We start from the raw sequence: 25,827 nt of genomic DNA, 5'->3' as shown, positions 1-25,827 counted from the left end.
TACCTCTTCTTTGCTTCATCTTCTTTTAGCCGTCAGGATTTTTCTACTCAACGTTGTTGTACTCAAGTAATGAGTCGTCTCGGCACTGATAACAGTCTTAGCTAAGAGGTCTCAGGATAGTTTTAAGACTGCTACAGTCAGGCTTTAGAAGAGAATCAAAGAACTGTTTCGAGCTGAATAGTTTGGTTAAAGCCTTTATCAATTACAGCTCAACCTTAGCCATATTTGGTATTTTTCGCGTGATTCCTATTACCGCATCGATTGCCGAGTGGTTTGATCAGAGATTTCGTCAGGCAGATTGGAAAAGTACATTTTTTAGCAAAATTGTGGATCGAATTCGCAACTCCTTAGAGTTGAAAGTCGTTCTGCAAACGGCTACCGATGAAGTTGCCCAATTTCTCAAGGCAGATGCTTGCCTATTTTTCTGGACTTTTAACGACTTACAACAGATTCATATCGTGTGTGAGTGCGTGACGTCGGGGCAGAAAACCTATGTGGGTCACTATCCCTTCGATAAACTGGGTGATAGTGCAGCACTCTTGCAAACTGAGGAGCTGATTGCCAATACGGGATACCTTTCAGCAGCATCCGGCTTAGCACGGATTGCCCAGGCATTCGCCCTTCAGGCTTCAGTCCCTGCTCCTGGTCAGCCCTCACTCCTGGGGGCGCAGGCAAGTCTACTGGTTCCGGTGAAGGAATTGCACGGGTGTAGTGGCTTTATGGTGTGTCTGATGAACCAACCTCGGCGTTGGTTGCCGTCAGAGTTAGAGTTTGTGCAAATGGTGGCGCAACAGCTTGAGATTGCCATTCGACAGGCACAACTCTACGAAACAACGCAGAAACAGGCGCGCCGTGAGCAATTGGTCAATCAAATTACAACGCAAACGCGTCAGAGCTTAGATCTCAGCACGATTCTGCGACAGGCGATCGCCCAATTGTTGGATGTGCTAGAAGTCGATCGCTGTCTGGTGCATTTGGTCGAAAATGTCGAACAGTCGCCTAGCAAAGACGACAATCTGGTTGAGTTAGCGCATACGAGCTTTCGCCGTCGCCACTTGTTTGAGGCATTTCGTAATCCCTTTTCGCCTTCGATCGAACACTTTGATACCAACGGACCGATTACTCAGTGGGTAATCCAAAATCGTCAGACGGTGGTAATTGCAGATATTACTCAAGATCCGCGGATTGCGCCGGATAACGTTGAATACCAGCTGGCTCAAATTAAATCGTCTCTGGTGCTGCCGGTGCAAGCCAATGGCAGACTCCAGGCAATTCTCTATCTCAACCAATGTGCGCATGTTCGCTATTGGTCAAAAGACGACCAAAAATTAGCGCAGGCGGTTGCCGATCAACTGGCACTGTCGATCAAACAAGCCCAACTCTATGCCCGGACTCAACAACAGGCGATCGCCAGTGCGGCTCAAGCCCAGCACCTGAGTGCTACCCTGGATAATTTGAAAAAAGCCCAGTCCCAACTGGTACAGAGCGAAAAAATGTCGAGTCTGGGTCAGATGATCGCAGGCTTAGCCCATGAGATTAACAACCCCATCAGTTTTATCTACGGCAACATTCCCTTTGTCGATCAGTATGTTAAAGATCTGGTGCGGCTGATTGAGGCGTATCAAACTCGTTTGCCCCAAACGGATGCAGCTCTGACTGCTTTGACCGAGGAAATTGAGTTTGAGTTTCTTTTAAACGATTTACCCAAAATTCTTACCTCGATGAAAGTTGGGGCAAGCCGAGTGCGCGACATTATTGCCACTCTGCGCAGCTTTTCGCAGGTCGATGGTGCCGAACGGCAAGTGTTGCAATTGCACGATGTGATTAACAACGCCTTATTTGTGTTGCAAAACCACATTCCAGAAGGGATTCAATTGAATTGCAACTACAGCTCTTTACCCCTGATGGAAGGGTATCCCCGGTTGCTCAGTCAGGTGTTTATGAATCTGCTGATTAATGCTGCGGAAGCATTGGCTGAGTCATCGCAGTCGCCGAAAACCATTCACATCACCACCGAACACCAGATCGACGAATTAACCGAAGCTGACTGGATACAGATTATCGTAGCGGACAATGGTTGCGGAATTTTGCCGGACGTGCAGCCCAAGATTTTTGATCCCTTCTTCACCACTAAACCCGTGGGCAAAGGCACCGGACTCGGTTTAGCCGTGTGCTATCAGACGATTGTGCATCAGCACAAGGGTCATCTCAACGTTAGCTCTCAGCCTGGAAAGGGAACGCAGATTACGATCAGACTCCCGATCAAACATACAGCCCTGGTTCGGAGCGATCGCCCTAGAGTTAGTCAAGACCCTTTATCGAATGAGACTGCTGGATTCGTGGAAAGCGATCGCTCTACTATTCGTCCCAGCATCCCAGTTTCGTAAGCCGCGTGGCGTGAATCAACCCCAATTCCGTGAGGGCGCAGCGGCAGAGCCGCTGCGCCCTCACACCACCACCGAACTCTATGCAGAACCGGGCTAAATGTGAGCACTGTTGAGATGCTTCACTAACGTCGCTGGCGGCAAGGGTCCCTGAATATGGTGCCAGGGGAGGATTTGGTCGGTTGCCCACTGCTGATGCACATAAAAATCTAACTCGGGCACTTGACCCCGCAATTCCTTAAACGCACGACGGTAACTTCCTAAAGAATCGCCATAGTGACGCACCAGCTCCAGCACCTTTGAAAGACGGCGATCGCCCCGTGAGATCAATGCCTGAATGACCGACCAGTTATAGCTTTCGGGACGAACGTCAACCCCTTGCGACCGCAACTGTTTTTGTAAAAATTTCAAGCGTTTTTCGGCATCGGGATTGACCCCAAACCATTGAAATGGGGTATGGGCTTTGGGCACGAACGTACTGCATCCCAGAGTCAGACGCAAGCCGGGGGCGACTTGCTTCAGGGTATGCATCAGGGTAACGGTCTGTTCCAGGTCATCCCACGCTTCACCCGGAACCCCAACCATGCCATACAGTTTGATGTTACTTAACCCGCCCGCCTTGGCATTCACGGCTGCCTGAAGAATCTCGTCATTGGTCAATTTTTTGTTGATAATTTGGCGCAAGCGATCGCTACCACTTTCGACGGCAATGGTGATTGAGCGCGTATCATGCTTGACCAGGGTTTCCACCAATTTTTGCGTCACCGTATTCGTTCTCACCGACGCAATACTAAGTCTCACGTCGTCATATTGAGGAGCATTGAGATGGTCGAGCAACGCTTCAAATTCTGGATGTTGGGTCACCGAAGCACCGAGCAAACCCAGACGATGGGTGACGTTCAGACCTTTTTCAATTGCTGGGATTAACGATGCTTCCAGGCTGGCGGTGCGAAAGGGCAGGGTGAGATAGCTGGCAAGGCAAAAGCGGCACATCTCCGGACAACTGCGCACCACTTCCACCATGTAAATGCTCTCCCAGGCAGCTTTTTCTGTCACCACTGTGGATGCCGATAAAACATTGCCCCGATAGGTTTGTTTTTCAACCTCTGCCGGAATGTCTGATGCTATGGGTTGAATGCTGGCGATCGCGCCATCCGTACTGGTGTAGTTAACCTGGTAAAGGCTGGGTACGTAAATCCCCGGAATCTGGGCTAGATGATGAAGTTGCGTACTGCGATCGGCAGTTTTTACAGCTTGGTAAGCGCTGATAAAGTCATCGACCAGGGTTTCCCCGTCTCCCAGTAACACCAGATCAAAAAAGTCGGCAAAGGGTTCGGGGTTCGCTGTTAAAACGGGACCGCCACCAAAAACCAGAGGATGGTGTTCAGTTCGATCTGCCGCACGCAGGGGAATCTGCAAAACCTCTAGCAAACTCAAGAGATTGGCATAATCCAGTTCCCACGACAGAGAAAATCCAACCAGTTGCGGCTGTGTGGGTAGGGGCTCATGACCATCGGTAAACAGCCGACTCACCTGCACATCGCGGCGCGTTGCCAGGGTTGCCCAGACCACTTGATAGCCCAGACTGGTGATGCCAACACTATATTCATTGGGAAAGGCAAAGATGGTGGCGATCGCATCCGATTCAGGTGATGCCGGTTGAAACAGGAGATGCTCAGCCTCAAACAGAGAATTTTTCATATTGACTTTAATAACGCACGCTAATGTGACAGATTCTCCGGATAGCTCTATCTCCTGGCAGATCAAGCATGGCAAAGATGCAACCCTGACTCCGAGTTTCCTCGGATAATGCACGGAGAGCAATTTATGAACAAATCTTCGCAGTTCAGAACATATACCGTGGGCACTTTAAAGATTTACAGATAAACCTGAAGATATGCATAAATTATCAAACTCCTATTGCAATCACCTTAACAAGTCAGCCTTAAAACTGGTTTCAGGGACAGTGTGATGACGATGTCTAAACCCTTTGATGAATACAATAGTACCTACGTCCCACCGACTGAAAGAACCTGGGATGAGCAACGCTCGACGCAAATCAAAGATTCTCCCCGTAAGGCAGAAGCCGATCAACTGTTAGAACTGGGCATTGAGCAGCACCAGATTCGAGAATTTAACAAGGCGCTTAAAACCTTTGTCAGTGCCCTAGCGATTTATTGCGAAACTCAAGATCTGCCAGGAGAAGCCAAGGCATTGGTGGGTTTGGGCTTAGCTCACTATGCACTGAGCAATTATGGGGATGCGATCGCCTATTCGCATCAAAGTTTGGCGATCGCCCGACAAATGATGGATCGCCGCACCGAACGGCAAGCATTGGCGACTTTAGGCAATGCCTATCGCCATCTTGAAGACTATTCCCGCGCCATTGAGTATAAGCGCCAGAGCCTCATGGTTTCCCGCGAAATTGCTGATCGGCGGGGTGAGATGGCGGCATTAAACAATTTGGGCATGGCATACAAAGCAATGGGAGATTGCTACGCTGCCATTAACTATTATGAGCAGAGTTTAGCGATCGCCCGCGAACTCAAAGACCATCAGATTGAGGGACAAGTCTTACGCAATTTGGGTAATGCCCACCATGCGCTGGCTAACTATGCCCGCACGGTGGATTGTTATGAACAATTACTCTCGATCGCGCGCCAATTGCCCGATCGCCATATCGAAGGACAAATTCTCAAAAATCTGGCAAGCGCCTGTTACACCATGGGCGATTACATTAAAGCGATCGCCTACCACGAACAACGCCTCACCATTGCCCATGACTTGCGCGATCATCGCAACGAAGAACAAGCCCTGGAAAGCCTCGGTGTGATTTACGATGCCATGGGAGAGTACAACAAGGCGATTGACTGTTATGAAAAACGATTAGTCGTTGCCCGCACTGTCCAGGATGCAAAGTTAGAACGACAGGCGATCGAAAGTCTAAAAACAATTTGCTATGCCATCGGCGACTTTGCCAAAGCCTGCCAATATTAATCACGACTTAGGATCGTGGATTGAATAAACCCGAAGATTCATTGTTGCAAGCGCGGCGTCGCCGCGCTTGCAACAATGAATCTTCGGGTTTTAATTAATTTGTCATTCTTAGCCTGCGGCAGGTTGAAGCGATCGCTCATCTGGCACCAACGGTTCACTGGGAAGATCAAACTGCACAATCTGATCGGCGTTGTCGGCTTCAAGCGATCGCGCATCATCACCCTCCGGGTCAGGAGCTGAGCCAGACGATAAGGCTGCTGGCACGTTGGCTATAGGGGTTGGTTGATCGTCTACCCCAGGTTGGGCATCGATAGCTCTGGCGATCGCCTTCAGTCGGCGTTCCTGATCGGCAGTAATGCTTTGCACCGTATTGCCTAATCCAGGTGCATTCCACTTATTGGTATCAGGATCAAGGAACGAGCGTGTCCGTGCCCACAAAACAGCTTCGCTGCCGGTCAACCCCATTTCCCTGGCTTGTTTCAGCCGATCGACATATCCCCCTGCATTTAATGCGGCTCTGGGCGATTGATTTGCCAGATCTAGACCATTCAGTTTTTCTTCGGTGTTGAGCTGGATGCCTGCCTGGGTTGCTTGCTGCATCAACGTTTGCCCCTGCCCTTGCAATCGCTGAAGTTGTTTTTCGTCGGCTTCTTCCGGTGAATTGGCTCCGTGTTGATAAGAGAAAGTCCCAAGATTCCAGTGCCCGTTCCCCGGATCGGTATGACCTCTATAAGCACGAGTCCGACCTCCGTCAGGGGTGCGTGTCCCTTCAGCTGCTCCAATGGCACGGGCAACTAAGGAATTAGGCCCTCCAGAAAATAACGCTTCTAGTTTGGGTGCCGCTGCTTGATCAGTCCTGTCTGCCGATGGATTGGGTGCAGCATTCTCGTTATTGAAACTATTAGAACTATTGGAACTGTTGGGACTGTCTTGAAACAACGGTAGGTGGCTGATGCTATCCAGTTCAAACGGCTCGAATTCCAGATCTGCCGTTCCGGTCGATGGATCGGGTTCAGGTGCGGCAGCCGCCGATAACGGTGCCTCTGGGGCTGGATCGGGAGCGGTTCCGGTCGATGGATCAGGTGCAGGTAGGGTTGCTGTGGATAACGGTACTTCTCGATTTAGATCGGGATCAGGTGGGGTTGCTATAGATAACGGTGCCTCTGGGGTTGGATCTAGGGTTGAATCTGGTACTGGTGCTGGATCTGGGGCTGGCTGGGCGATCGCCGGTTGTTGTGCCACTTCTATCTCTTGGGCAGGGGGTGGGGGTGGCAGTTCTGCATAGGCTTTGTCGCTATCAAATCTGCCCAGGGGTGCCAACTCGCCGCTGTTGGGAATGGCTAACGGTTGCTCGTTTACCCTCGCCGTTGCCGTTGGATCGGGCACATCAGATTTGCCAGGGGAGAGAGAAAAGTCTAAGGCGACAGATTCTATGTCGGTTGCTTGGGCAGGCACAGCACCCAGGGCGATCGCTGCCAACGTGAATAAAACAAAGCAGTACAACTTGGCGTTTTTCATAAATCTATCGCAGCCCATACTTCAACCATGACTATCGCTGGAACACAAAGGAATACCCGGCATATTCATCGCCCTCATAGAGCACGACAAACCAGGTTTGCGGGTCAAACTCCAGGGGGTATGCCTCTCGGGTTGCTTCTACACCTGCCCGAATTTCCAGGCTGGGTAAGGTGCAGTAAGGGTCACTGATCTTGTCTCGAACGGCATCTTTGCGATCGCGTTCGGGTACGGTCAGCAATTGAGCCAGTTCATCTCTAGACAACACCGACTGTGGGGCAACCATGGTTTCACAGACGTGACTAGAGGTTGTGGCAGGAGGTTTGATCAATTCTCGAAAATCAATCAGCACTCCCATCATTGCCAGCATGGAACCCCCGGCAATCAGGTAGCGCACGTCAATTTTGGGGTCGGCAGAGGAGGGGTGAGGTCGTCGCGATTTTCGTCTCATGGGCGGTTCCTCCGGCTTGCCATCACCAGACAAGACAACACAACTGTCAGCCAGACTGCACTGATCATCAGCGTCATAACCGTCCTCCTAATAACAAACCAAACATCACCAGCACCAGTCGATAGCCCACCACCCAACTTAACCGAGGCATAACGGTCGCTAAAATCAATGCGATCGCCGCTGGAATCGACAGCACAATAATGCTGGGAATCCACAACCCAGCCGAATAGGTCAGCATCAGATTGACGCCCAACCGCAACACGACGGCTCCGCCAATCCAGGCAATCCCATCCCATAACGCCGAAGCAAAATCGCTGGGGGGATGCAAAATACTGCTATCAGAGGGCGATCGCCGCGATACAGGCGCTTGAGGTGGCAAATTGACATAGGTTTCTTCTAGCGGATCGGTTTCTGTGGGTAGGCTCCACGGGTCTTGCTTAATCTGCATGGTGAAAACTCCTGATGGGGCGTGGGTGGTGAGGGTGAGTGATAAGAATTAAGTGGATAAGAGTGCGTCAAACGAGAGTGAGAAAACGTATGTTGGCGAAGTCATCGGCACAACTCGTTTCTCACTCAACTAACTGAGATGGGTAGATGTTTAATATCTCTGTGCTTTGCCCAGTTCCAAACGTGTGACGATGTCCGGTCGTGTGACGGTGGTTTTACGAGACAAAATCGCAGCTTTGTAAAAGCTTTATAGTACTAATGTATTTATTCAGTTTAGTACATATGTACCGAAAAGCAAAGGGATGGGGCAAAATTGCTGGGCTACTGTCTCAGGTACGGTTTAATCCAGCAATGCAATTTAATGTGAGCGCTGCACTCTGTGCGGCGCTCACACTATGGCGGTGTTGTAAGTGCGTTAAGCACAGAAACGGTGTTGTGGAGCGCGGAGCGCTCCACAACACCGTTCTGAATCAACCCGTACAGCGCTATAACTTCCATTGCCCCAAGTCACCAATGCCCACCAAAACAAGCGTTCAGCAGTCTTTTAGTACAAAAGCCGGAGTTCTTCCTCAGGAAGAACTCCGGCTTTTACGCTCGGTTGGGTTTAATCTTCAGGATTAGGGCGTCTATTCAATCACTCTGCCACGCCAGGGGCTGACCTCGACCACGCCATTGGGTCGGAAGACAACCCGAAATTCTGCGATCGGTTCCTGACGGTTGGCAGCTGCGTCTACCGGCTGATAGAGCAAGCCCAGTAACGGGGTTTCGTCGGTATAGTCGATGGCAGCCTGATCGGTTTGCTTAAAGCCTAAAATATCCCCGTTTTCTGCCACACCTACCCGATATACCAGATCCTCAGAGAAAGTCAGGTTCTCTCGCTCCCAGGCACTCGAAACTTCATCTCGCAGTGTCTCAGTGAGTTGATCGATGGTCTCGGGATCGGTGATTTGTGGTGCTGAATTTAACAGGGTTTCTAGAGACTGTTGGGCGTCTGTCGGGCTGACATTGGCAGGATCGGGAGACTCCGTCGCATTGGATTCAATCGGCTCTGGAGATGGAGAGACATCGTCTGGAGTTTCTGGGGTAGAAGTCGGGGAAGGTAGTGGCGTTCCAGATGCGACAGGGGTGGGAGAGGTCGGAGATTCTTGGGCAGCAGGTTCGGGTTCGGGTTTGCGAACTTCCGGAACGGGTAAGAAGAACAGAGCGATCGCCGCTGCGGCTAAACCCGAGAAACCGATGGCAACTGGAGTTGCCCGTTTCAAGAGAGGTTCTTGTGAAACCACATAGCGCTTTGCCAGGGGCGATAGCTTCAGCGTTAAATCTGGTAAGGTTTGGGCATCGGCAAACAGCTGATCGACCGCTTCGACTAAATCAAAAATCTGTAAGGTTCGCAGGTCAAGCTGCACCACTTCCCCGTGTCCATTCACGTTTCCGGTATGCTCTGGCTTGGGGTCATAGCGCAAACGGTGTAGGTTAGGGGCAATTTTATGGATTTGCACCATCTTAGAGGCGCTATACAAGGGAGGGCGAGGAATTCCGCTCAAGCACTCTTGCGCATACTGACTGGCAGCGGTGACCAAACTCTCTAAAAATTCACGTCCGCCACTGAGAGATTTTTCACAGCCAATAAAGTGACACTCGGCATTGACGACGATAGACACTAAGGGGCGACCTGTGGTGGGTGAGACAGACATTGCCTCATCACCCAACCCTTCTAAGATCAGCTTGCAATTGGGCAAACTATATTGCCGTTGGATCGTCATGCCACTTCTCCATCAAACAAGCTATTCCAGAGCCGTTGGACACCTGCTGTCCCGGTGCAAAACAATAACTGGTTGAGCAACGATATTGCCAATAAATTTAACTTTTCGTCTGTACTATAGGTCATAACCGCCGCTCGTTTCGGATTCATCCGTGAGCGGAAGTGCGCCCGAAACCGTTCCAGATAATCTGCCAAACGGAAGTGATGATCGAGTGACAGTTGTTTTTCTTCTAACTGTTGGTGTGCCAATAATAGCGATCGCACCAGGGTCGTGAGTCGGCGTGCGACATGGCAAGTAATCAGCACTAATGCCTTTGCCTCGGTCAAATTTAATGGATTACGCTGACTAAACCGCCTGAGAGGGTTGGTGTTTCGTAATCGCCAAAGACTAACCCGATTTTTTACAATTCCTTGCAGATCTAGCTCTTGAGCAGCTTTGAGCAACGCTTCAGAACCACCTAAGTCCAAAGCCTCGATTGCCAGAAGCAATAGATCAAGCTGCATTCGCGCTCTGCGAGGGCAAACCTCATCTGCTATGGACGGATCGGATAACAGATCTAGCATCGCCGGATTGAATTGAGTGGGTGAACTGTTAACTTGCATTACCCTCACGTAAATGTTCAGCAGGATTTTATCAAACTACGCCCTCTCTACCTCTGAATCTCAAACTGAGAGAGAGCAAACTCAACGCTTTGATGCCCAACCCTTGAAAAATGCGGAGTCAGATGAGGATGCTACAACGCAACAGCAGCCTCCATCATACGCAAATAGTATGCCCAAATTTATACCGTCAAGGATCAAGGCTGGAACAACTGCTGGGAATCAATCAACAAATTGACCGATTGACCGATAGTGACAGATTAAGACTCAGGCTCGCCAATTTTAGATAAAAACTGGGCGTTAAGGGGTTGGGCAGGAGGGCAACGCCGATCTACTAAACCAACCGTTTGGTTTTAATTAAATCTACGATCCTCAGTCAAACAAATCTGTTCTTCATATGTTGTATTGAATCGTTATGTTATTTCAAACTTCAACATTGACCCCCCGCCAGAAGGCAACATAGCCTTTGATTTGTTTAGCCGCATCTTTGGGGTTTGGGTAGTACCAAGCAGCATCTTTGTTGATCTGTCCATCGACATCAATGCTGTAATAGCTGGCAATCCCTTTCCAGGGGCAGGTGGTATGGGTGTCACTTGGCTTGAAATACTCTGATTTGATGGCATCCGGGGGAAAATACTGATTGCCTTCTACCACTTCACAGTTGTCGCTTTCTGCAATGACCGTACCGTTCCAGATTGCTTTGGGCATAAATGAAAGTCCTAGAATTTCCTAACTGGTGTTTGAAATGGGTTGGGAGGAGTGTGGCTGTTGTCGGATCGACAGCTACAAACATACTGAGAGACGGATTGGGTTTCTGTCCCACCAACTGCATATTCTAGCGCTCTAAGCAATAAGGTATAAACAAGCCGAGATTCTGATCCTCATCTTCCCGTATGTGTGCAAAATTGAGGGAGCGATCGCCCCTGCAACGACTAATTTTCTCTGAGGATCATAGATTTAATTAAACCAACGGGTTATTTTTGGAAGCACGGCATCGCCGCAGTTCTAAAAATAAACGTCCAGGTTTTGGGAAGGGTTGACGGTGAGACAATCGTTTTGACTCTGGGCAGTGAAGACGATAGTCCTGTTCAAACCGTTCAATGTTGTCATTGCCTCGTCCGGGAATATTACATGGGGGTGTGGGTCTCGAACGGGAGATCAAGGGTGGGAAACGCTCGCTTCGCGAGCGTTTCCCACCCTTGATCTCCCCGTTAAAACTCCATCTTCAGGTTCAGTAGAGGCACCGAAATAATGACATACCCTATTTTTTAGGAGTGAGTGCTGAAGGCGCGCTTCTAAACACTGCGTCATTTATTTTGTTTAGCTACTTATTCAAGATTGTGGATTGAGTAAAACCGCAGGGTTATTTTTGGGGGCGCGGCGTCGCCGCGCTTCCAAAAATAAACGTCCGGGGTTTAATTAATTTGTGATCCTTAGTCACTTAGTCAATAGGCTGTTTGGGAGTCATGAGTTCAATGAGTCGTCTCGCTAGCCCGTCCGTTTCGCCAGCTCAGGATGCATCTCAGCATTTTATCCATTGGCATACTATTCAGTCTGTTCCTCAGGTTTGGGCGATCGCTGCCCAACAGTTTAGCCAGATCGTTGCCGTACGCGACCCCCATGTCAAACCTGCGGTTCAGCTAACCTACGCTGAACTCTATCAGCAGATGCAGCACTTTGCTGCCGGGTTGCAGTCACTGGGGATACAAGCAGGCGATCGCATTGCCCTATTCTCTGACAACAACCCCCGCTGGTTGGTGGCTGACCAGGGGATTATGATCGCTGGTGCAGTTGATGCGGTGCGGGGTTCCCAGGCAGACCGAGAAGAATTGTTGTTTATCCTGGCTCATAGCGATAGCGTGGCGCTGGTGATTCAAGACCAGGCAACCCTGAAAAAGCTGGCGGATCAATTAGCTAATTTGCCTCTGCGGTTTATTGTGCTGCTGTCTGATGAACATCCGATGGCGATCGCAGACCTGAAAGTGTTTAACTTTAAGCAACTGCTAGACGTAGGGGCAACGCATACCCTGCAACCCGTTTCCCAAACCCGTGAAACCCTCGCCACACTGATGTATACCTCTGGCACGTCGGGAATGCCCAAGGGAGTGATGCTCAGCCACGGCAATTTAATTGCTCAAATGTCGGCGTGTCCAACGGTGGTGCAACCCCAGCCCGGTGATGGCGTGCTGAGTATTCTGCCGATTTGGCACTGTTACGAGCGCACCTTTGAATATTTCATCTTCTCGAACGGCTGCACCCAGATTTACACCACTATCCGCCACGTCAAAAAAGATCTACAAACCTTTCAGCCGCAGTATATGGTGGCTGTGCCCCGCTTGTGGGAGTCCATCTACGAAGGCGTACAAAAGCAATTTCGGGAGCAACCCGCCAGCAAACAGCGGTTGATCAACTTTTTTCTGGGCATCAGCCAGCGCTATATCCAAGCCAAACGAATCGTTCAAGGATTGAGCTTAGAAAATCTTCAGCCCTCAGCCACCCAAAAACTGAGCGCTTGGCTGCAACTGCCGTTTTTAACGCCTTTGCATCGGCTGGGTGACAAACTCGTCTACAAAACCGTCCGGGCAGCAACTGGGAGCCGCATCAAGTATGTAGTCAGCGGCGGTGGTTCAATTGCCGAGCATCTAGAAGATTTCTTTGAAATCATCGGCATTGAGATTTTGGGTGGGTATGGGCTAACGGAAACCTCTCCCATTACCCATGTGCGTCGTCCCTGGCGCAATTTGCGGGGCGGAGATGGGCAACCTCTGCCACTGACTGAAACGCGTATTGTTGATCTGGAAACGCGCCAGCCGTTACCGCCACTGAAGCAGGGGTTAGTCTTGATTCGCGGCCCGCAAGTGATGCAGGGTTACTACAAAAATCCCGAAGCAACGGCTAAAGCCATTGACCCGGACGGTTGGTTTGATACGGGTGATCTGGGGTGGGTGACTGAGCAGGACGATTTAATTATTACCGGACGAGCAAAAGACACCATCGTATTAACGAATGGTGAAAATATTGAGCCACAGCCGATCGAAGATGCCTGTTTGCGGAGTCCGTTTGTCGATCAGATTATGCTGGTAGGTCAAGATCAGCGATCGCTGGGTGCCTTGATCGTTCCTAACCTGGAAGCCTTAGAAAAATGGGCAACCGAGCGAAATCTATCAATTCACAATCCCGACCAAACGCTTGATCTGGGGAATAAAGCAGTTCAAGACCTCTTTCGTCAAGAGCTGACCCGCGAAGTTCAAAATCGCCCTGGCTATCGTCCCGACGATCGCATCCATCCCTTCCGCCTCATGGCAGAACCCTTCACAATAGAGAACGGTACGCTAACCCAAACCCTAAAACTTCGCAGACCCGTTGTGATGGAACGCTATCGCGGTATGATTGACGAGATGTTTGTCTGATGGTGCAACAGCGCTGAAGCCTATGCACCACAATCGTTCTTTAATCTTTAGTTGTTGTTCCTCCACCAGTTCCTCATGGATGCTTCAAAGCCTCATTTGCTTCTCAAACGAGCAGTCAATATTAAAGCCATCGTTACCCCTCGCTGGAAAGAAGAAGTGCAACAGCAGTTGCAAACCCAAATTAATCAGCTAGATGCTCAGCTTCAGCAACTAGAAAACCAGGGTCAACGCATGGCTGCTGAATTGCAAAAGCAAAGTGGTCAAGCAGCTGACACTGCAATACAGCAGCAAGTTGGGAATATCCAAGCGCAGGTCAATCAAAAGAAAAGTGAAATTTTAGAACGCAAGAACCAGGTCTTGCAACAACTCCAACAAGTTCAACTGCTAGAGATGAATCAGGAAGTCAACCAAGGACAGATTGAAGGATTCTTCCGGGTCGAAACTGGAGACAATATGGTTCGCAAAATGCAAGTTGAAGTCTTGTTAAAAGATGGAGTTGTAGAAGAAATCCGGGGAGAGTTGTAACTCCCGTCATGCAAAAGGTTGATTTTCAGGAACGCGGCGTCGCCGCGTTCCTGAAAATCAATCTCCGGGTTTTATTAATTTGTGATCCCAAAAGGATGTGGGGACGACGTTCCCATCAGGCGGCGTAGCCCTCTGACTTCCTTTTGTGCTCAATCAAGAGTATGAGTAATCGCTGATGGCGATTGGTTCACAACCGTCTGGTGTATGTCATGTAATCTAATACCCATTTCAACAAAGGTTACGATGGATAAAGGGATGTGGGGGTGCAATCTCCACCTCGCCATCGGTCGCCGTTGCTCTGGTTCTGGGTCTTAGATTCTGTTGTATCGCTGAGGCGACTGTCACGATACAATTCTGTTTTGCTGCTCTATTGTTGTTTATAGTTCAGTTGTTGTTCGTTATCTAAATTATTTGGAAGCCGCTCCATGATTCACGAAGTCTTCATGCCTGCCCTCAGCTCTACCATGACCGAAGGCAAAATTGTCTCCTGGGTCAAATCGCCGGGAGATAAAGTAGAGAAGGGTGAAACGGTTGTGATTGTCGAGTCTGATAAAGCAGACATGGATGTGGAATCGTTTCAGGAGGGATATTTAGCAACGATCATTGTGTCTGCCGGAGAGAGCGCTCCTGTGGGTGCGGCGATCGCGTTGGTCGCTGAAACAGAAGCTGAAATCGAGACTGCAAAGGCTCAGGCGAGTCAAGTCCAAGCCCCTGCTCCAACCGCAGCACCGGCACAACCTGTTGCGGCACCTGTTACGGCAGCCACTACATCTGAACCTGCCAATAATGGTGTATCAGCCCCCAGCGGCAGAATTATTGCGTCCCCTCGGGCACGGAAAGTCGCGAAAGAATTGAAGGTCGATCTGGCAACTGTCAAAGGTAGCGGTCCTCATGGTCGAATCGTGGCGCAAGACGTAGAAGCCTCGGTGGCTAAGATTAGTCAACCAACGGCTGCACCAACCCCGACGCCGATCGCAACCCCGGCACCAACCGCAGCACCGGCACCTGTAGCCGCTAAACCCCCCGTCGCTGCAACCCCTGCCCCCGCAGTGCCCGGTCAGATCGTTCCGTTTAACACCCTACAGAATGCGGTTATTCGGAATATGATGGTTAGCCTTCAGGTGCCGACCTTCCGGGTGGGCTACACGATCACCACCGATCAGCTGGACAAACTCTACAAACAAATTAAGTCCAAAGGGGTGACGATGACAGCGCTGTTAGCTAAGGCAGTCGCTGTTACCTTGCAAAAGCATCCGCTAGTGAATGCCTGCTATACCGATCAAGGGATCCAGTATCAGAGTGAGATTAATGTGTCTATTGCTGTAGCGATGGATGATGGCGGTTTAATTACCCCCGTGTTGCGTCGGGCTGACCAGGTTGATATTTATTCGTTGTCGCGCACCTGGAAAGACCTGGTGGATCGGGCGAGAAACAAGCAACTGCAACCCGAAGAATACAATACAGGCACCTTCACCCTATCGAATTTGGGTATGTTTGGGGTCGATCGCTTCGATGCGATTTTGCCACCGGGTCAAGGCTCTATTTTGGCGATCGGGGCATCTCGTCCGCAGGTGGTTGCCAGCCCAGATGGGATGATGGGAATGCGTCAACAGATGCAGGTCAATATTACGTGCGATCATCGTGTCATCTACGGTGCTCATGCTGCTGCTTTCCTCCAAGATCTGGCAAAACTGATTGAAACTAACCCGCAGTCATTGACCCTATAAGCCTTAAATGGTCTAAAAATAAACCTGGGGCTAGATTAAACAACGAATCCCTAAGGAACACAGATTAATGAACTCAATGGTTTTGAGAGCATAATGACTTCGCCGTCACGCTTTCAAAACCATTGGGTTTTATAGCAATATGTACCGGATCAGACGGATATACTATGTCTGATTAGATATAGCGCTACGCACTTAGGTTAGGACGGGGTGCAGGGGTAAAACCCCTGCGTGGGGCACCGCCCAACACCCCAACGTCCTAACGTGACTACGTAAAGCTATACATCATTCATCTTTAAATCCCAAGAAACTTAGTGCCTCCTATGTCCGTCATAGAGGTATAGGTTTAATAAAGCCGAAGATTTATAGCACTTCTCAATGGCGTGCAGTACAAGGTATTAAGTAAGAGTCACGCTCCGGGCAGCTCTCACTCAATACTCGTAATCTATCCAGGTGCGAAGCGCTATAGTTTTAACCGTGTAGTGTGGTCGTGTTGCTAAGGATCACAAATTAATTAAAACCCGGACGTTTATTTTTGGAAGCGCGGCGTCGCCGCGCTTCCAAAAATAAATCTTCGGGTTTATTAAATCCACGATCCTAAGAATAGACATCCGGGTTTTATTGAATTTTTTATACTAAGTACACTTCGCCACCAGTCGGTGCTGGAATTGAGGTGCAGGGGGTAGTGCCCCCATCTCCCCTCATATCCGAATCCTACGTGTGCAGAGCAGTACTAAACACTATCTCAAACGCTTGAGACTACTGTGGTGAACTGACGTGAAAAGACTGTCGCTAGTTGCTATGGTGTTAGCAACTGTAACGTGTGGCTCTATATTATCTGTGCCTGTGGCTGCTTCAGCAAATCCGATGGGACATCCTGGAGCCGACACAGCACTCAAAGATCATAACGATGACGATGATGATATTCCCTCGCGGTTTGATCGGTATACGGTGCTTTCACCTGTACCCCTTTTTGAACGGCGTTTGTTTGGGTTAGAACCCGTTCGTACAGTGTTTCGAGGGGATATGGTGTATGCCGATCTTTCGGACGATATCCGAGTGGATAATGTGACGTACGTGCAGGTGTACCTCGACGGGGATACCTATTTCATGCCAGTTGGGGCGATCGCCCCAGATAGGGAGCATTATGACGACGATGACGATGATGATGACGATGATGACGATCCCTGGTATTCCTCCGATGACGATCGCGATTGGCAACGGGTAACTGTAACCGAGCAAACAACCGCTCGTGCTGCCAATGGGCGAGAGTTATTTGAGTTTTACCGAGGGGAAGATGTTGAGGTGAATTGGGATGATACTCGTGAAATTGACGATCGCGAGTATGTATCTGCCGTCGATAGCATCGGGCAACGCGGTTACATCCGCACTGACCGCATCAACCGTCGCTCTCGATCTCTTTTCGATCGGATTACTCGTCCCGATCGCGATGACCGTGATGATCGTGACGACCGCGATGATCGTGATGACCGGAATAATCGAGATGAACGGGATGATCGTCCTAATCGACGCGATCGCCCACCTTCAATAGATCGGGGGCGTCTGCCTCGCCCCACCGATCGGTAATCGGTAGGTTTGCAAAGGGGTTGTTATTGTTTTGGAAAGGCGCGCTCCGCGACCTTGCGAAACCATAACACTAGATCTAGAACATCCCCTGGTGATCTATACTGCATCGAACTTGAGCACTAGAGGGTTCCCCGTCGGGGAACCCTCTAGTGCTTTTGTGCAGATCTTCATAATCCTGATGTATAGTTCTACTCAATCTAGTCAGGATAGTGGAGGCGTGGGGGCTGCGCCCCCAGCCAGGGGTTCCACCCCTGCACCCCGTTCAACCCGTCTCTCGGCTGCTATACATAATCTAGTCAAGACATCAGGAATGTGAGGGCACCGCTCCCACGCAAGGGTTTCATCCCTGTACTCCGTCTTAATGAACCATTCAGTTGCTACATCAGCCCATTGTGCCAGGACAAATAACGGGAGTGATGTGAGAGCCTCGCTCTGCGAGGCTCTCACATCACTCCATTACAGCCATTTTCAATTGATTGAGCCACAGATTTTTTGTTGTGTGCCGCGCGGAGCGCGGCACACAACAAAAAATCTAAACATACTCAAACGCGAAGCGCTGTAAACATTGCGATACGTGGCTCTAAATCCTTTTCTATAGGCAGGGTTCTGGCGTCCAGGTTTGTGCCCCTCGACCCTGCCAACAGATCTGCTGCTGTCCGACCCATACGATTTGCCATTGAGCAGATTCCGTCGTATCCGTGGGTTCAAACTCAACCCGGTAGCGCATACCTCGCACCGAATCATCACTCAGATTCATGTGGGTAATCGTTACAACCGGCTGGTCTGCATCGCGGGTGTCGAGATCGACGGTTTGTTCAAACGCCCCTTCTTGCTCCTCCGGATTTCTACCCCATATCGTCAGGGCGATCGCCACTGGATCGGTTCCAACTAACACCGCATTCGACGGCAGGCTATCAAGGGCGATCGCTGCATAGTCATCCCTGCTGGCAGCAATCGGTTCAATCTGGGTTGCGGCTGAAGTTGGCGAGGACTCAGGGTTGGAACTGGGGTTAAACCAACACGCACTGAGTAGCAGGCTCAGGTGCAGTAACCCCAAAAGTGGGAAAACTATTTTGAAGTGAGTCGTGAATAATGCCATGAGTTGAGTTGCTTGTGGGTTTCTAGATTTTTCGGTCAGCATACGTTGAACAAACCCTGGGTAAATCAGCCTGTGCCAGCTTGCCATCTGACTAGCGCCTCCCGGCTTAACTGTTGCTGCCGCATCGCCTAACTGAAGGATGCATCGCTCTTAGGGTATAGATTACAATCGTGTTCTTGATTTCCGGATTAATCGAACCATCATGTAACAGTTGTTCAACTCACCTGATAGTGTCCCTGCTGATTATGGCGATCGCAGAAGATTGTAAGAATCAAAAAGACCTCGAAGCCTCGCACTACCCCACTACCTTGGGATTGTGGATGCGATAAAACCCAACATGAACGTCCGGGTTCTATCTAATTTGTCATCCATACCCATTATTCCGATCTTGCTACCTCAGGAAGTCAGACGCCCTATGCACACTCAAACTATGTTTAATTCTGTGTTGGCGATCGCCAAACGCTCTACCCTTCGCCTCACCGTAGGACTCGCCGCGACTACCGCACTGTTGAGTGTGACCCTTCCTACCCTGGCACAGACTACTCCCCCAACCTCCCAAAACCGCAACGCTTTTCCGGGCATCCTTTTAATTACCCGACCTGCCAGTTCGCCCAACCCGACCCCCACACCCCAACCCAGCTCGTCTCCCGGTCAGCCTAACTTTAGTGGTTATACCCAAGAGCAAATTAATTACTTTCTAGAAGTTGCTATGGGTGCTGAATTTGGCTCCTCCAGTTCATCGATTAGAAAGTGGAGCGGTACCATTCGCATCAAAATCAATGGCAACCCAACCCAAACCGACCTGGCTACCGTGCGATCGGTTGTGAACGAATTGAACACTTTGACCGAAGGAATCGATCTGCAAATCACCGACTCCAATCCCAATATTGAAATTTACTATGTCCCCGAAAGGCAGTTCAGCCAATATGAGCCAAACTATCGCCCTATCAACATGGGCTTTTTCTGGACATGGTGGAGTAACAATATTTTGAATCGTGCGAGAATTTTAGTCACAACCGACGGGGTGACTCAACAAGAACGATCTCATTTGCTGCGGGAAGAGTTAACCCAATCTCTGGGGTTAATGCAAGACTCTAGCCGCTACAGAGACAGTATTTTCTACCAGGGATGGACAGATGTAACGCAATACACTGACCTTGATAGAACGGTGATTTCCATGCTCTATCGTCCCGAAATTCAAGCCGGAATGACTCGTGCCCAGGCGATCGCCACACTTCAACAAGTCAACCTGGCGCAAAATTCCAACCGCTAGAACCACAGATTAATTCATCTGTAATTCTGTGGGAGCAAGTGACACCGGAGATGTCACTTGCTCCCATGTGCAAATGCATCCCGCTATGAAGCCATGCCAGATTGCAAAGGCTGATCGACTGACAAAAGCGCCAGAAGGCGTATTCCACCGTAGGGGCAGGTTTTACCGAAACGCTGACTGTCAACCGATCAGGAATTTGCTAAACCTGCCCTTACAAAGATCTGTCAGTTAATCCGTTGCAAAGGAGAAGGGCATCGGCTCAGCCGATGCCCTTTCTAGAATTTATGAGAAGTTTGGAAGCGGGTAACGCGATTCGAACGCGCGACATTCACCTTGGCAAGGTGACGCTCTACCACTGAGCTATACCCGCGAATTTAGGCGCTTATTTAGAATCTCAAAAACTAAACGGTATGTCAAGCCACAAACCGCAAAGAATTCAATTTTTTTGATCGGGTTCAGTCATCGGTTTAGATCAACCGTTGATCTAGGGCTCTGATTCAGTTGCCGCGCTCTTGGTTGGTGCCCCCGGCAGGGGCTGCGCTTGAGTCCCTCCTAATAAATTGTTATAAGACTCACCGTTTAGAGTTTTGACCTGTTTCATCAGGCTTGCCATTTCGATCGCACTCATGGCAAAGTCCCAACCTTTGTTACTTTTGATGCCGGCACGTTCCAATGCCTGTTGCAACGTATCAGTGGTCAAAATGCCAAACACAACCGGAACCCCAGTTTGATACCCAGCAGCGGCAATGCCCTTTGAGACTTCTGCGGCGACATAGTCAAAATGGGGCGTTTGCCCTTTAATGACAGCACCCATGCAAATAATGGCATCGTAACGGTTAGATAACGCCAATTGACGAGCCACTAAGGGAATCTCAAAGCTACCGGGTACCCATGCATAATCGACTTGCGTGCCGTTAGGATCGGGGTCAATGCCATGACGTTTGAGACAATCCTGACAGCCTTCCAAAAGTTTGCCCGTGACCAGATCATTAAAACGACCGATGACAATGGCAAATCGGAAAGACTCGGTTTGTGTAAAAGTGCCCTCGAAAACTGTCATAACGGTTTCAATTAGAATTGCTGTATATCAAGCTTAGGATCAATACGCAGTAAAACCCAGCTTTTTAGATAGAAGAGAAGCAGCCTAAACCATCTAAAAAGTTGGGTTTTAGTGGAGATATAGATGTTTTAAACAACCAGATAATTGAGTCCGCCGACGACTAACACCAACACAACCCAAACCAACGAACCCAATAGGATAAGACGCTTGGATTGATCCCAATTTTGGGGAGAGGCATATGCAACCGGAACCCCAACAATCATGGCAAATGACAAAATCACTAGAGCAGCTAAAGCTAATTGAAACAGAATAGACATCAGTTTTTCCTCCCAGAAAACGAAAGGGCTTTAATAACGGCTGATAAATGACTGATAAGTCCAAATAAATATTTTGTTCTTATAGCCCTCCAGTTAGTAAGCTATCAGAAATTGCCACCCCTCGATCCTTTCTCTGTCAAGATCGTTGTAACGAATGGCAACTTCAACCCAAAGGGGTGGGGCACAGCCCCCATGCCGGGGTTTCCTCCCTCTGCGTCCTGATGATTTCTCGTCATAGTAATAGGTAAAGGGGGCGAGTAAAGCTGGTTTTCCTGCCAGGAGTTGTGGCATTAGGATCACAGCCCCATTCTTTAAGCGGATCGTGATTATCGATGGATCTGATTCTTTGTCATACTACGGCTGATTTTGATACGCTGGGCGCGGCGGTGGGTCTGAGCCGTTTGCTGCCTGGAGCAAGAATTGTGCTGACGGGTGGATGCCATCCGACGGTGCGAGATTTTTTGGCATTGCATCGCGATGAGTATGCTCTGATCGAACGGCGATCGGTCAATCCGCAAACCATTCGATCGCTGTTTGTGGTGGATACGCAATGGCGCGATCGCCTGGGTAAAGCTGCCGAGTGGTTTGATTTAGCGGATATCGACATCACCCTGTACGATCATCATCTCAATCTGTCTTCTGATATTCCGGCTCACCATGTCCATGTTGAATCGGTAGGGGCAACAGCCACGTTGATTGCCGAGCGACTTCAGGCTGAACAGATGACGCTATCGTCGATCGAAGCGACGGTGATGGCATTGGGCATTCATGTGGATACGGGATCGTTAACGTTTGATCACACGACGGTGCGGGATGCGGCAGCGTTGACCTGGTTGATGCAGCAAGGGGCTAGTTTACGGGCGATCGCCGAATATGTGGAACCGGGATTATCCCCCCAGCTGCAAGATGTCCTGACGATCGCACTAGATACGCTGCAAACCGAAACGATTCATGGCTTAACCCTGGGCTGGGTGATGCTGCAAACGGAGAACTATGTTCCCGGTTTATCAAACCTGGCATCGCGGCTGATGGATCTGACCGAAAGTGATGTGCTGTTATTGGCAGCTCGATATCCCTCGACCGATCCATTAGAAGAACGCTTGACGCTAATTGGTCGGGTGCGGGGGTGGTCATCGGGAGGGTCACACATTAATCAAATTGATCTGCGATCGCTGTTTGCACCTCTGGGTGGGGGTGGTCATGCCAAAGCGGCAGCGGCGGCTCTACGCAGCACCGACCCCCAAGCCGTGCTGGATAACCTGTTGCATACCCTTAAGGATCATATTCCCCAAGCCCCGACAGCTAGAGAGCTGATGTCGTCTCCGGTGCGCACGATCCGGCCTGATACGACGATTGCCGAGGCTCAGCGTATTCTGCTGCGCTATGGGCATTCGGGATTGTCAGTCGTGGATGAGGGCGATCGCCTGGTTGGTATTATTTCGCGGCGAGATATTGATATTGCTTTACATCACGGGTTCAGCCATGCCCCGGTCAAGGGCTACATGACCCCCAATCTCAAAACCATTACTCCAGAGACGTCATTACCCGACATTGAGTCCCTGATGGTGACTTATGATATTGGACGCTTGCCCGTGCTGGATCAGGGCGAATTGGTCGGAATCGTCACCCGTACCGATGTGTTACGGCAACTGCACCAGGAAAAGGCGATCGGGGGCAAGTCGTGGGCAGAGGATGAAGTGCTGGCAACCTGTAGCGTGCCGCAAATGGTGCGGGATCTCTTGCGCGATCGCCTGGCTCAACCGTTGTGGATGGTTTTAAATGCGGCAGCGGTTGAAGCTGACCGACGGGGTTGGCAACTGTATTTAGTCGGTGGTGCAGTGCGTGATCTTTTGCTGGCAGATCCCGATGAATCGTTGCTGCTGGATGATATTGATCTGGTGGTCGATGGATTTCATCGTGCCGCCGACCAGGGAGCAGGGGTAGAACTTGCCCGGACTCTGCGACAGCACTATCCCCATGCCCGATTGCAAGTGCATGGGCGGTTTCAGACGGCAGCATTGCTCTGGCACAATGACCCGGAACTCGATTCCTTGTGGATTGATATTGCCACGGCTCGCACGGAGTTTTATCCTTATCCGGCAGCCAATCCAGAAGTGGAAGCCAGCTCGATTCGGCAAGATCTCTATCGCCGCGATTTTACAATCAATGCTCTAGCCGTGCGGTTAACAGCTCCCCGTACAGGTGAATTGCTCGACTTTTTCGGGGGCTTAATGGATTTGCAAACGCGACAAATTCGCGTGCTGCATGCCAATAGTTTTATTGAAGATCCAACTCGGATTTATCGGGCAGTGCGGTTTGCGGTGCGTTTGGGTTGCCAACTCGAATCCCAAACCGAAGGGTACATTCGCCATGCGATCGCCAGTGGCATTTATTACCGTATTCAGTCAGAAATGGAACGCACCCCAGCGCTGCAAACCCGTCTGCGGCGTGAGTTGAAATATATTTTGCAGGCACCCTACTGGCGACCTGCCATTCGTCTATTGGCAGATCTGGGGGCATTGCGCTGTATTCATCCGCAATTGGAATTGAGCGATCGCCTGTGGAAAAAACTGAAATTGGTCGATCGGTGGTTGAAACGGTTTGACCCTGATCACACCTTAGATCATTGGCTGCTGCTGTTAGAATTGCTGATTCTTGATGTGCCTGCCGACGATCGAGGCAACGTTGCGACAAATCTGCAACTGCCCGCCGATAGCATGGAGCGCTTACAAGACTTTGTCAATCTGCAACAGACGATGGAGCGATCGCTACCTCACTACAGCCGCCCCAGTGAAATCGTTGCCTGTCTCAATTCCCACAATCTGGCAACCCTGACGCTATTGGGTGTCAATCTGCCCCGATTAGTGCGTCAACCGATCTGGCGCTATTTAACTTGCTGGTCGCAGGTCAAACCCTTATTAGATGGCAATGACTTGAAGGCAATGGGCTATAAACCGGGTCCCGGATTTAAGGTGATTCTGGAGGCGATGCTGGCAGCTACGTTGGATGGTGTGGTGAGCGATCGCGCCGAAGCCGAAGCATTTTTGCACCGTCAATTTTCACCCAGAATTTCCTGAAAGCGATAGCATAGTTGGAAGTATTTTCTTGAATTTCTAATCAAGTTTTCATTCTTAGCTGAGATTCTTATGACCCTAACGGCTGGCTCGACGCTGCAAAGTGGTAAATATGTCATTCAGGAAACCCTGCACCAGAGTGACTTTAGTATCACGTATCGGGCTGTACACCCTTACTTAAACCATGCCGTTCTGATCCAAAGTTTTAACGAGTGCTTGCGCGAGCACCATCGGTTTGAGCAGTTGCGCCAGTTATTTATTGCCGAAGTACGGCGACGTTCCGGTGGGCAAAACGACTCTGGTCTCAGGATTTTAGACGGCTTTGAAGAAGCAGACATGCCGTTTGTGGTGCTCGAAATCGTGCCGCAACAACCCTTGCCCAAACTACGAGACTGGCTGCCCCTGACTCAGTTAATCACGGCTGAACCCACAGCAACGCCCAGTTTGCCTCCTGAACCCAGCATCCCGGAACGGTCGGATTTCACACCATCACCGATTGTGATGGAATCATCTAATACGGTTCCTGCGGCAGGGGTAGAAGCTGCTATTGATGCTGTTCCGCACTCTGAACAGACGCCTGTGGTGTCTTTATCAGACGGGGTGATAGAGCTGGAACCTAATCCGCAGAATGGGAAGACCTCGCCTCCTCAAGCGGCTGTAGACTCGGGTGTAAATGGTAAATCAGCGCTATCAGGAAAGCCAAAAACAACGGTGCTTGTCAGTGGGCAAAAAGGCAAAGGGAAAGGTAAGACGGCACCTCCCTCATCGCCTCAGTCTGGCTTTCAGCCTCAGCGTTTGCTGCCCCTGGCACTGATGGTGACTGCCATCGTGGGGGGCTTAGGCGGAGCCAGCGTGGGTTGGGTCTTACGGTTTGGTCAAACCAGTGATGCATCTCCGACCGAAGCTGCCGGTGATACGCCCTTGTTCAATTTTGGTAAAGAACAATCCTTCCCCCCGTTAGAGGATTGGCCGGTTACAGATACGTCTGACTTTTCTACCACCGATGAATGGGAGCCATCGAATGCGATCGCCGCTCCCCGACGAGATCGGGTGCAATACAATCGCGTTCCTGAACCTGCCGCCGTGGAAAACCCTGGATATTCCGCTCCAGACCGCGCCTCAGACCGTGCCTCAGACCGTGCCCCAGAACCAACTGTGGAAGCACCCCCTAAAGAAATCGAGCCAACTAGCTCAGAGTTTGAACCGCCTGATAAACAACCGCCTGAGGTAGAACCACCAGCCGACGTTGCGCCACCCGCACCACCGCTTCCTGAGCCAGTTGCCCCTGCCCCTGCCCCCAACAACGGAGCCAGTAACGCAGCTCCCTCTTCAGAAAGAGAACCCGTCTCTACGCTCGACTCATCCGACAACGTGCAATAAAAGCCTATTCAGAGAATTAGCGGGGCTAATTTTTTCGTAAATCTGGACATGAACCCTTTGGGTTCATGTCCAGATTCATGCCCTGTCAGGCAATACCGATCATTAAGTCTTCTCATCCCGTGTCGCTGTGCGGGTTGATCCAATACGCTGCTGTGGAGAGCTCTGCGCTCCACAGCAGCGTTTCTGGACTTAACGAACTTGCACACCGCCAGGGTCGGATAA

At 50.2% G+C, this 25,827-nt stretch carries 19 protein-coding genes and 1 tRNA gene; 9 read left to right on the top strand and 11 right to left on the bottom strand.

Annotated elements, in window-relative coordinates; all coding sequences use genetic code 11:
* The first annotated feature begins 182 nt into the window (after positions 1-182).
* Entirely contained in the window at positions 183-2,387 is a 2,205-nt protein-coding gene (locus ACR6Z4_RS22495) for a GAF domain-containing protein (RefSeq protein WP_479719567.1), read from the top strand.
* A 93-nt stretch (positions 2,388-2,480) separates the two neighbouring features.
* On the opposite strand, the gene ACR6Z4_RS22490 is transcribed toward ACR6Z4_RS22495, so the two are convergent.
* On the bottom strand, positions 2,481-4,085 hold the full coding sequence (locus tag ACR6Z4_RS22490) for a B12-binding domain-containing radical SAM protein (protein WP_479719566.1): 1,605 nt from the start codon (positions 4,083-4,085) through the stop codon (positions 2,481-2,483).
* 270 nt (positions 4,086-4,355) lie between these two features.
* Between ACR6Z4_RS22490 and ACR6Z4_RS22485 the strand changes: the two genes are divergently transcribed.
* Positions 4,356-5,381, top strand: coding sequence for a tetratricopeptide repeat protein (locus tag ACR6Z4_RS22485; RefSeq protein WP_479719565.1), 1,026 nt, complete (start codon positions 4,356-4,358; stop codon positions 5,379-5,381).
* Positions 5,382-5,489: 108 nt separating this feature from the next.
* Here ACR6Z4_RS22485 and ACR6Z4_RS22480 read toward each other — a convergent pair whose 3' ends face one another.
* The 6 genes from ACR6Z4_RS22480 to ACR6Z4_RS22455 all read right to left on the bottom strand — a co-directional run bounded on the left by ACR6Z4_RS22480 (position 5,490) and on the right by ACR6Z4_RS22455 (position 10,864).
* On the bottom strand, positions 5,490-6,899 hold the full coding sequence (locus ACR6Z4_RS22480) for a hypothetical protein (RefSeq protein ID WP_479719564.1): 1,410 nt from the start codon (positions 6,897-6,899) through the stop codon (positions 5,490-5,492).
* Positions 6,900-6,930: 31 nt separating this feature from the next.
* Positions 6,931-7,347, bottom strand: coding sequence for a hypothetical protein (locus tag ACR6Z4_RS22475; protein WP_479719563.1), 417 nt, complete (start codon positions 7,345-7,347; stop codon positions 6,931-6,933).
* 73 nt (positions 7,348-7,420) lie between these two features.
* Positions 7,421-7,795 carry a hypothetical protein gene (locus tag ACR6Z4_RS22470; protein ID WP_479719562.1) on the bottom strand — a complete coding sequence of 125 codons (375 nt, stop codon included), beginning with the start codon at positions 7,793-7,795 and terminating at the stop codon, positions 7,421-7,423.
* A 625-nt stretch (positions 7,796-8,420) separates the two neighbouring features.
* Entirely contained in the window at positions 8,421-9,557 is a 1,137-nt protein-coding gene (locus ACR6Z4_RS22465) for a DUF4335 domain-containing protein (RefSeq protein ID WP_479719561.1), read from the bottom strand.
* Positions 9,554-10,159 carry a DUF3038 domain-containing protein gene (locus tag ACR6Z4_RS22460; RefSeq protein ID WP_479719560.1) on the bottom strand — a complete coding sequence of 202 codons (606 nt, stop codon included), beginning with the start codon at positions 10,157-10,159 and terminating at the stop codon, positions 9,554-9,556. Before ACR6Z4_RS22460 ends, ACR6Z4_RS22465 begins: the two co-directional genes overlap by 4 nt.
* A 420-nt stretch (positions 10,160-10,579) precedes the next feature.
* A complete protein-coding gene (locus ACR6Z4_RS22455) occupies positions 10,580-10,864 on the bottom strand; it encodes a DUF427 domain-containing protein (RefSeq protein ID WP_479719559.1) in 285 nt (94 codons plus the stop codon).
* A 767-nt stretch (positions 10,865-11,631) separates the two neighbouring features.
* Between ACR6Z4_RS22455 and ACR6Z4_RS22450 the strand changes: the two genes are divergently transcribed.
* The 4 genes from ACR6Z4_RS22450 (at position 11,632) to ACR6Z4_RS22435 (ending at position 17,402) form a co-directional block, all read left to right on the top strand.
* Positions 11,632-13,566, top strand: coding sequence for an AMP-dependent synthetase/ligase (locus tag ACR6Z4_RS22450; RefSeq protein ID WP_479719558.1), 1,935 nt, complete (start codon positions 11,632-11,634; stop codon positions 13,564-13,566).
* A gap of 75 nt (positions 13,567-13,641) precedes the next feature.
* Positions 13,642-14,091, top strand: a complete 450-nt coding sequence (locus ACR6Z4_RS22445) for a YlqD family protein (protein ID WP_479719557.1) — start codon at positions 13,642-13,644, stop codon at positions 14,089-14,091.
* Positions 14,092-14,516: 425 nt separating this feature from the next.
* The gene (locus ACR6Z4_RS22440) at positions 14,517-15,818 is read left to right on the top strand and encodes a dihydrolipoamide acetyltransferase family protein (RefSeq protein WP_479719556.1); all 1,302 of its coding nucleotides are present in this window, start codon (positions 14,517-14,519) and stop codon (positions 15,816-15,818) included.
* 774 nt (positions 15,819-16,592) lie between these two features.
* Positions 16,593-17,402: a hypothetical protein gene (locus ACR6Z4_RS22435; RefSeq protein WP_479719555.1), complete on the top strand. Its 810-nt coding sequence runs from the start codon at positions 16,593-16,595 to the stop codon at positions 17,400-17,402.
* Positions 17,403-17,994: 592 nt separating this feature from the next.
* Here the strand turns inward: ACR6Z4_RS22435 and ACR6Z4_RS22430 are convergent.
* Positions 17,995-18,588, bottom strand: coding sequence for a hypothetical protein (locus tag ACR6Z4_RS22430; protein ID WP_479719554.1), 594 nt, complete (start codon positions 18,586-18,588; stop codon positions 17,995-17,997).
* Between the two features lie 328 nt (positions 18,589-18,916).
* On the opposite strand from ACR6Z4_RS22430, the gene ACR6Z4_RS22425 reads away from it, so the two are divergent.
* The gene (locus tag ACR6Z4_RS22425; protein ID WP_479719553.1) at positions 18,917-19,774 is read left to right on the top strand and encodes a DUF2927 domain-containing protein; all 858 of its coding nucleotides are present in this window, start codon (positions 18,917-18,919) and stop codon (positions 19,772-19,774) included.
* A 298-nt stretch (positions 19,775-20,072) separates the two neighbouring features.
* Here the strand turns inward: ACR6Z4_RS22425 and ACR6Z4_RS22420 are convergent.
* From ACR6Z4_RS22420 to psbZ, 3 genes are all read right to left on the bottom strand, one after another.
* Positions 20,073-20,144 (bottom strand) — tRNA-Gly (locus ACR6Z4_RS22420).
* Positions 20,145-20,258: 114 nt separating this feature from the next.
* The gene (gene ribH / locus ACR6Z4_RS22415; RefSeq protein ID WP_479719552.1) at positions 20,259-20,834 is read right to left on the bottom strand and encodes a 6,7-dimethyl-8-ribityllumazine synthase; all 576 of its coding nucleotides are present in this window, start codon (positions 20,832-20,834) and stop codon (positions 20,259-20,261) included.
* A gap of 128 nt (positions 20,835-20,962) precedes the next feature.
* The gene (psbZ, locus tag ACR6Z4_RS22410; RefSeq protein ID WP_479719551.1) at positions 20,963-21,151 is read right to left on the bottom strand and encodes a photosystem II reaction center protein PsbZ; all 189 of its coding nucleotides are present in this window, start codon (positions 21,149-21,151) and stop codon (positions 20,963-20,965) included.
* Between the two features lie 332 nt (positions 21,152-21,483).
* Here psbZ and ACR6Z4_RS22405 point away from each other — a divergent pair, with 332 nt between their 5' ends.
* Positions 21,484-24,228, top strand: a complete 2,745-nt coding sequence (locus ACR6Z4_RS22405; protein ID WP_479719550.1) for a CBS domain-containing protein — start codon at positions 21,484-21,486, stop codon at positions 24,226-24,228.
* A 69-nt stretch (positions 24,229-24,297) separates the two neighbouring features.
* Positions 24,298-25,605, top strand: a complete 1,308-nt coding sequence (locus ACR6Z4_RS22400) for a hypothetical protein (protein WP_479719549.1) — start codon at positions 24,298-24,300, stop codon at positions 25,603-25,605.
* Positions 25,606-25,827: the final 222 nt, after the last annotated feature.

The sequence above is a fragment of the Calyptranema fuscum S582 genome (assembly GCF_055793305.1).
Note: the sequence above shows the minus strand (reverse complement) of the source record. Positions and strands in the feature narration are given on the sequence as shown.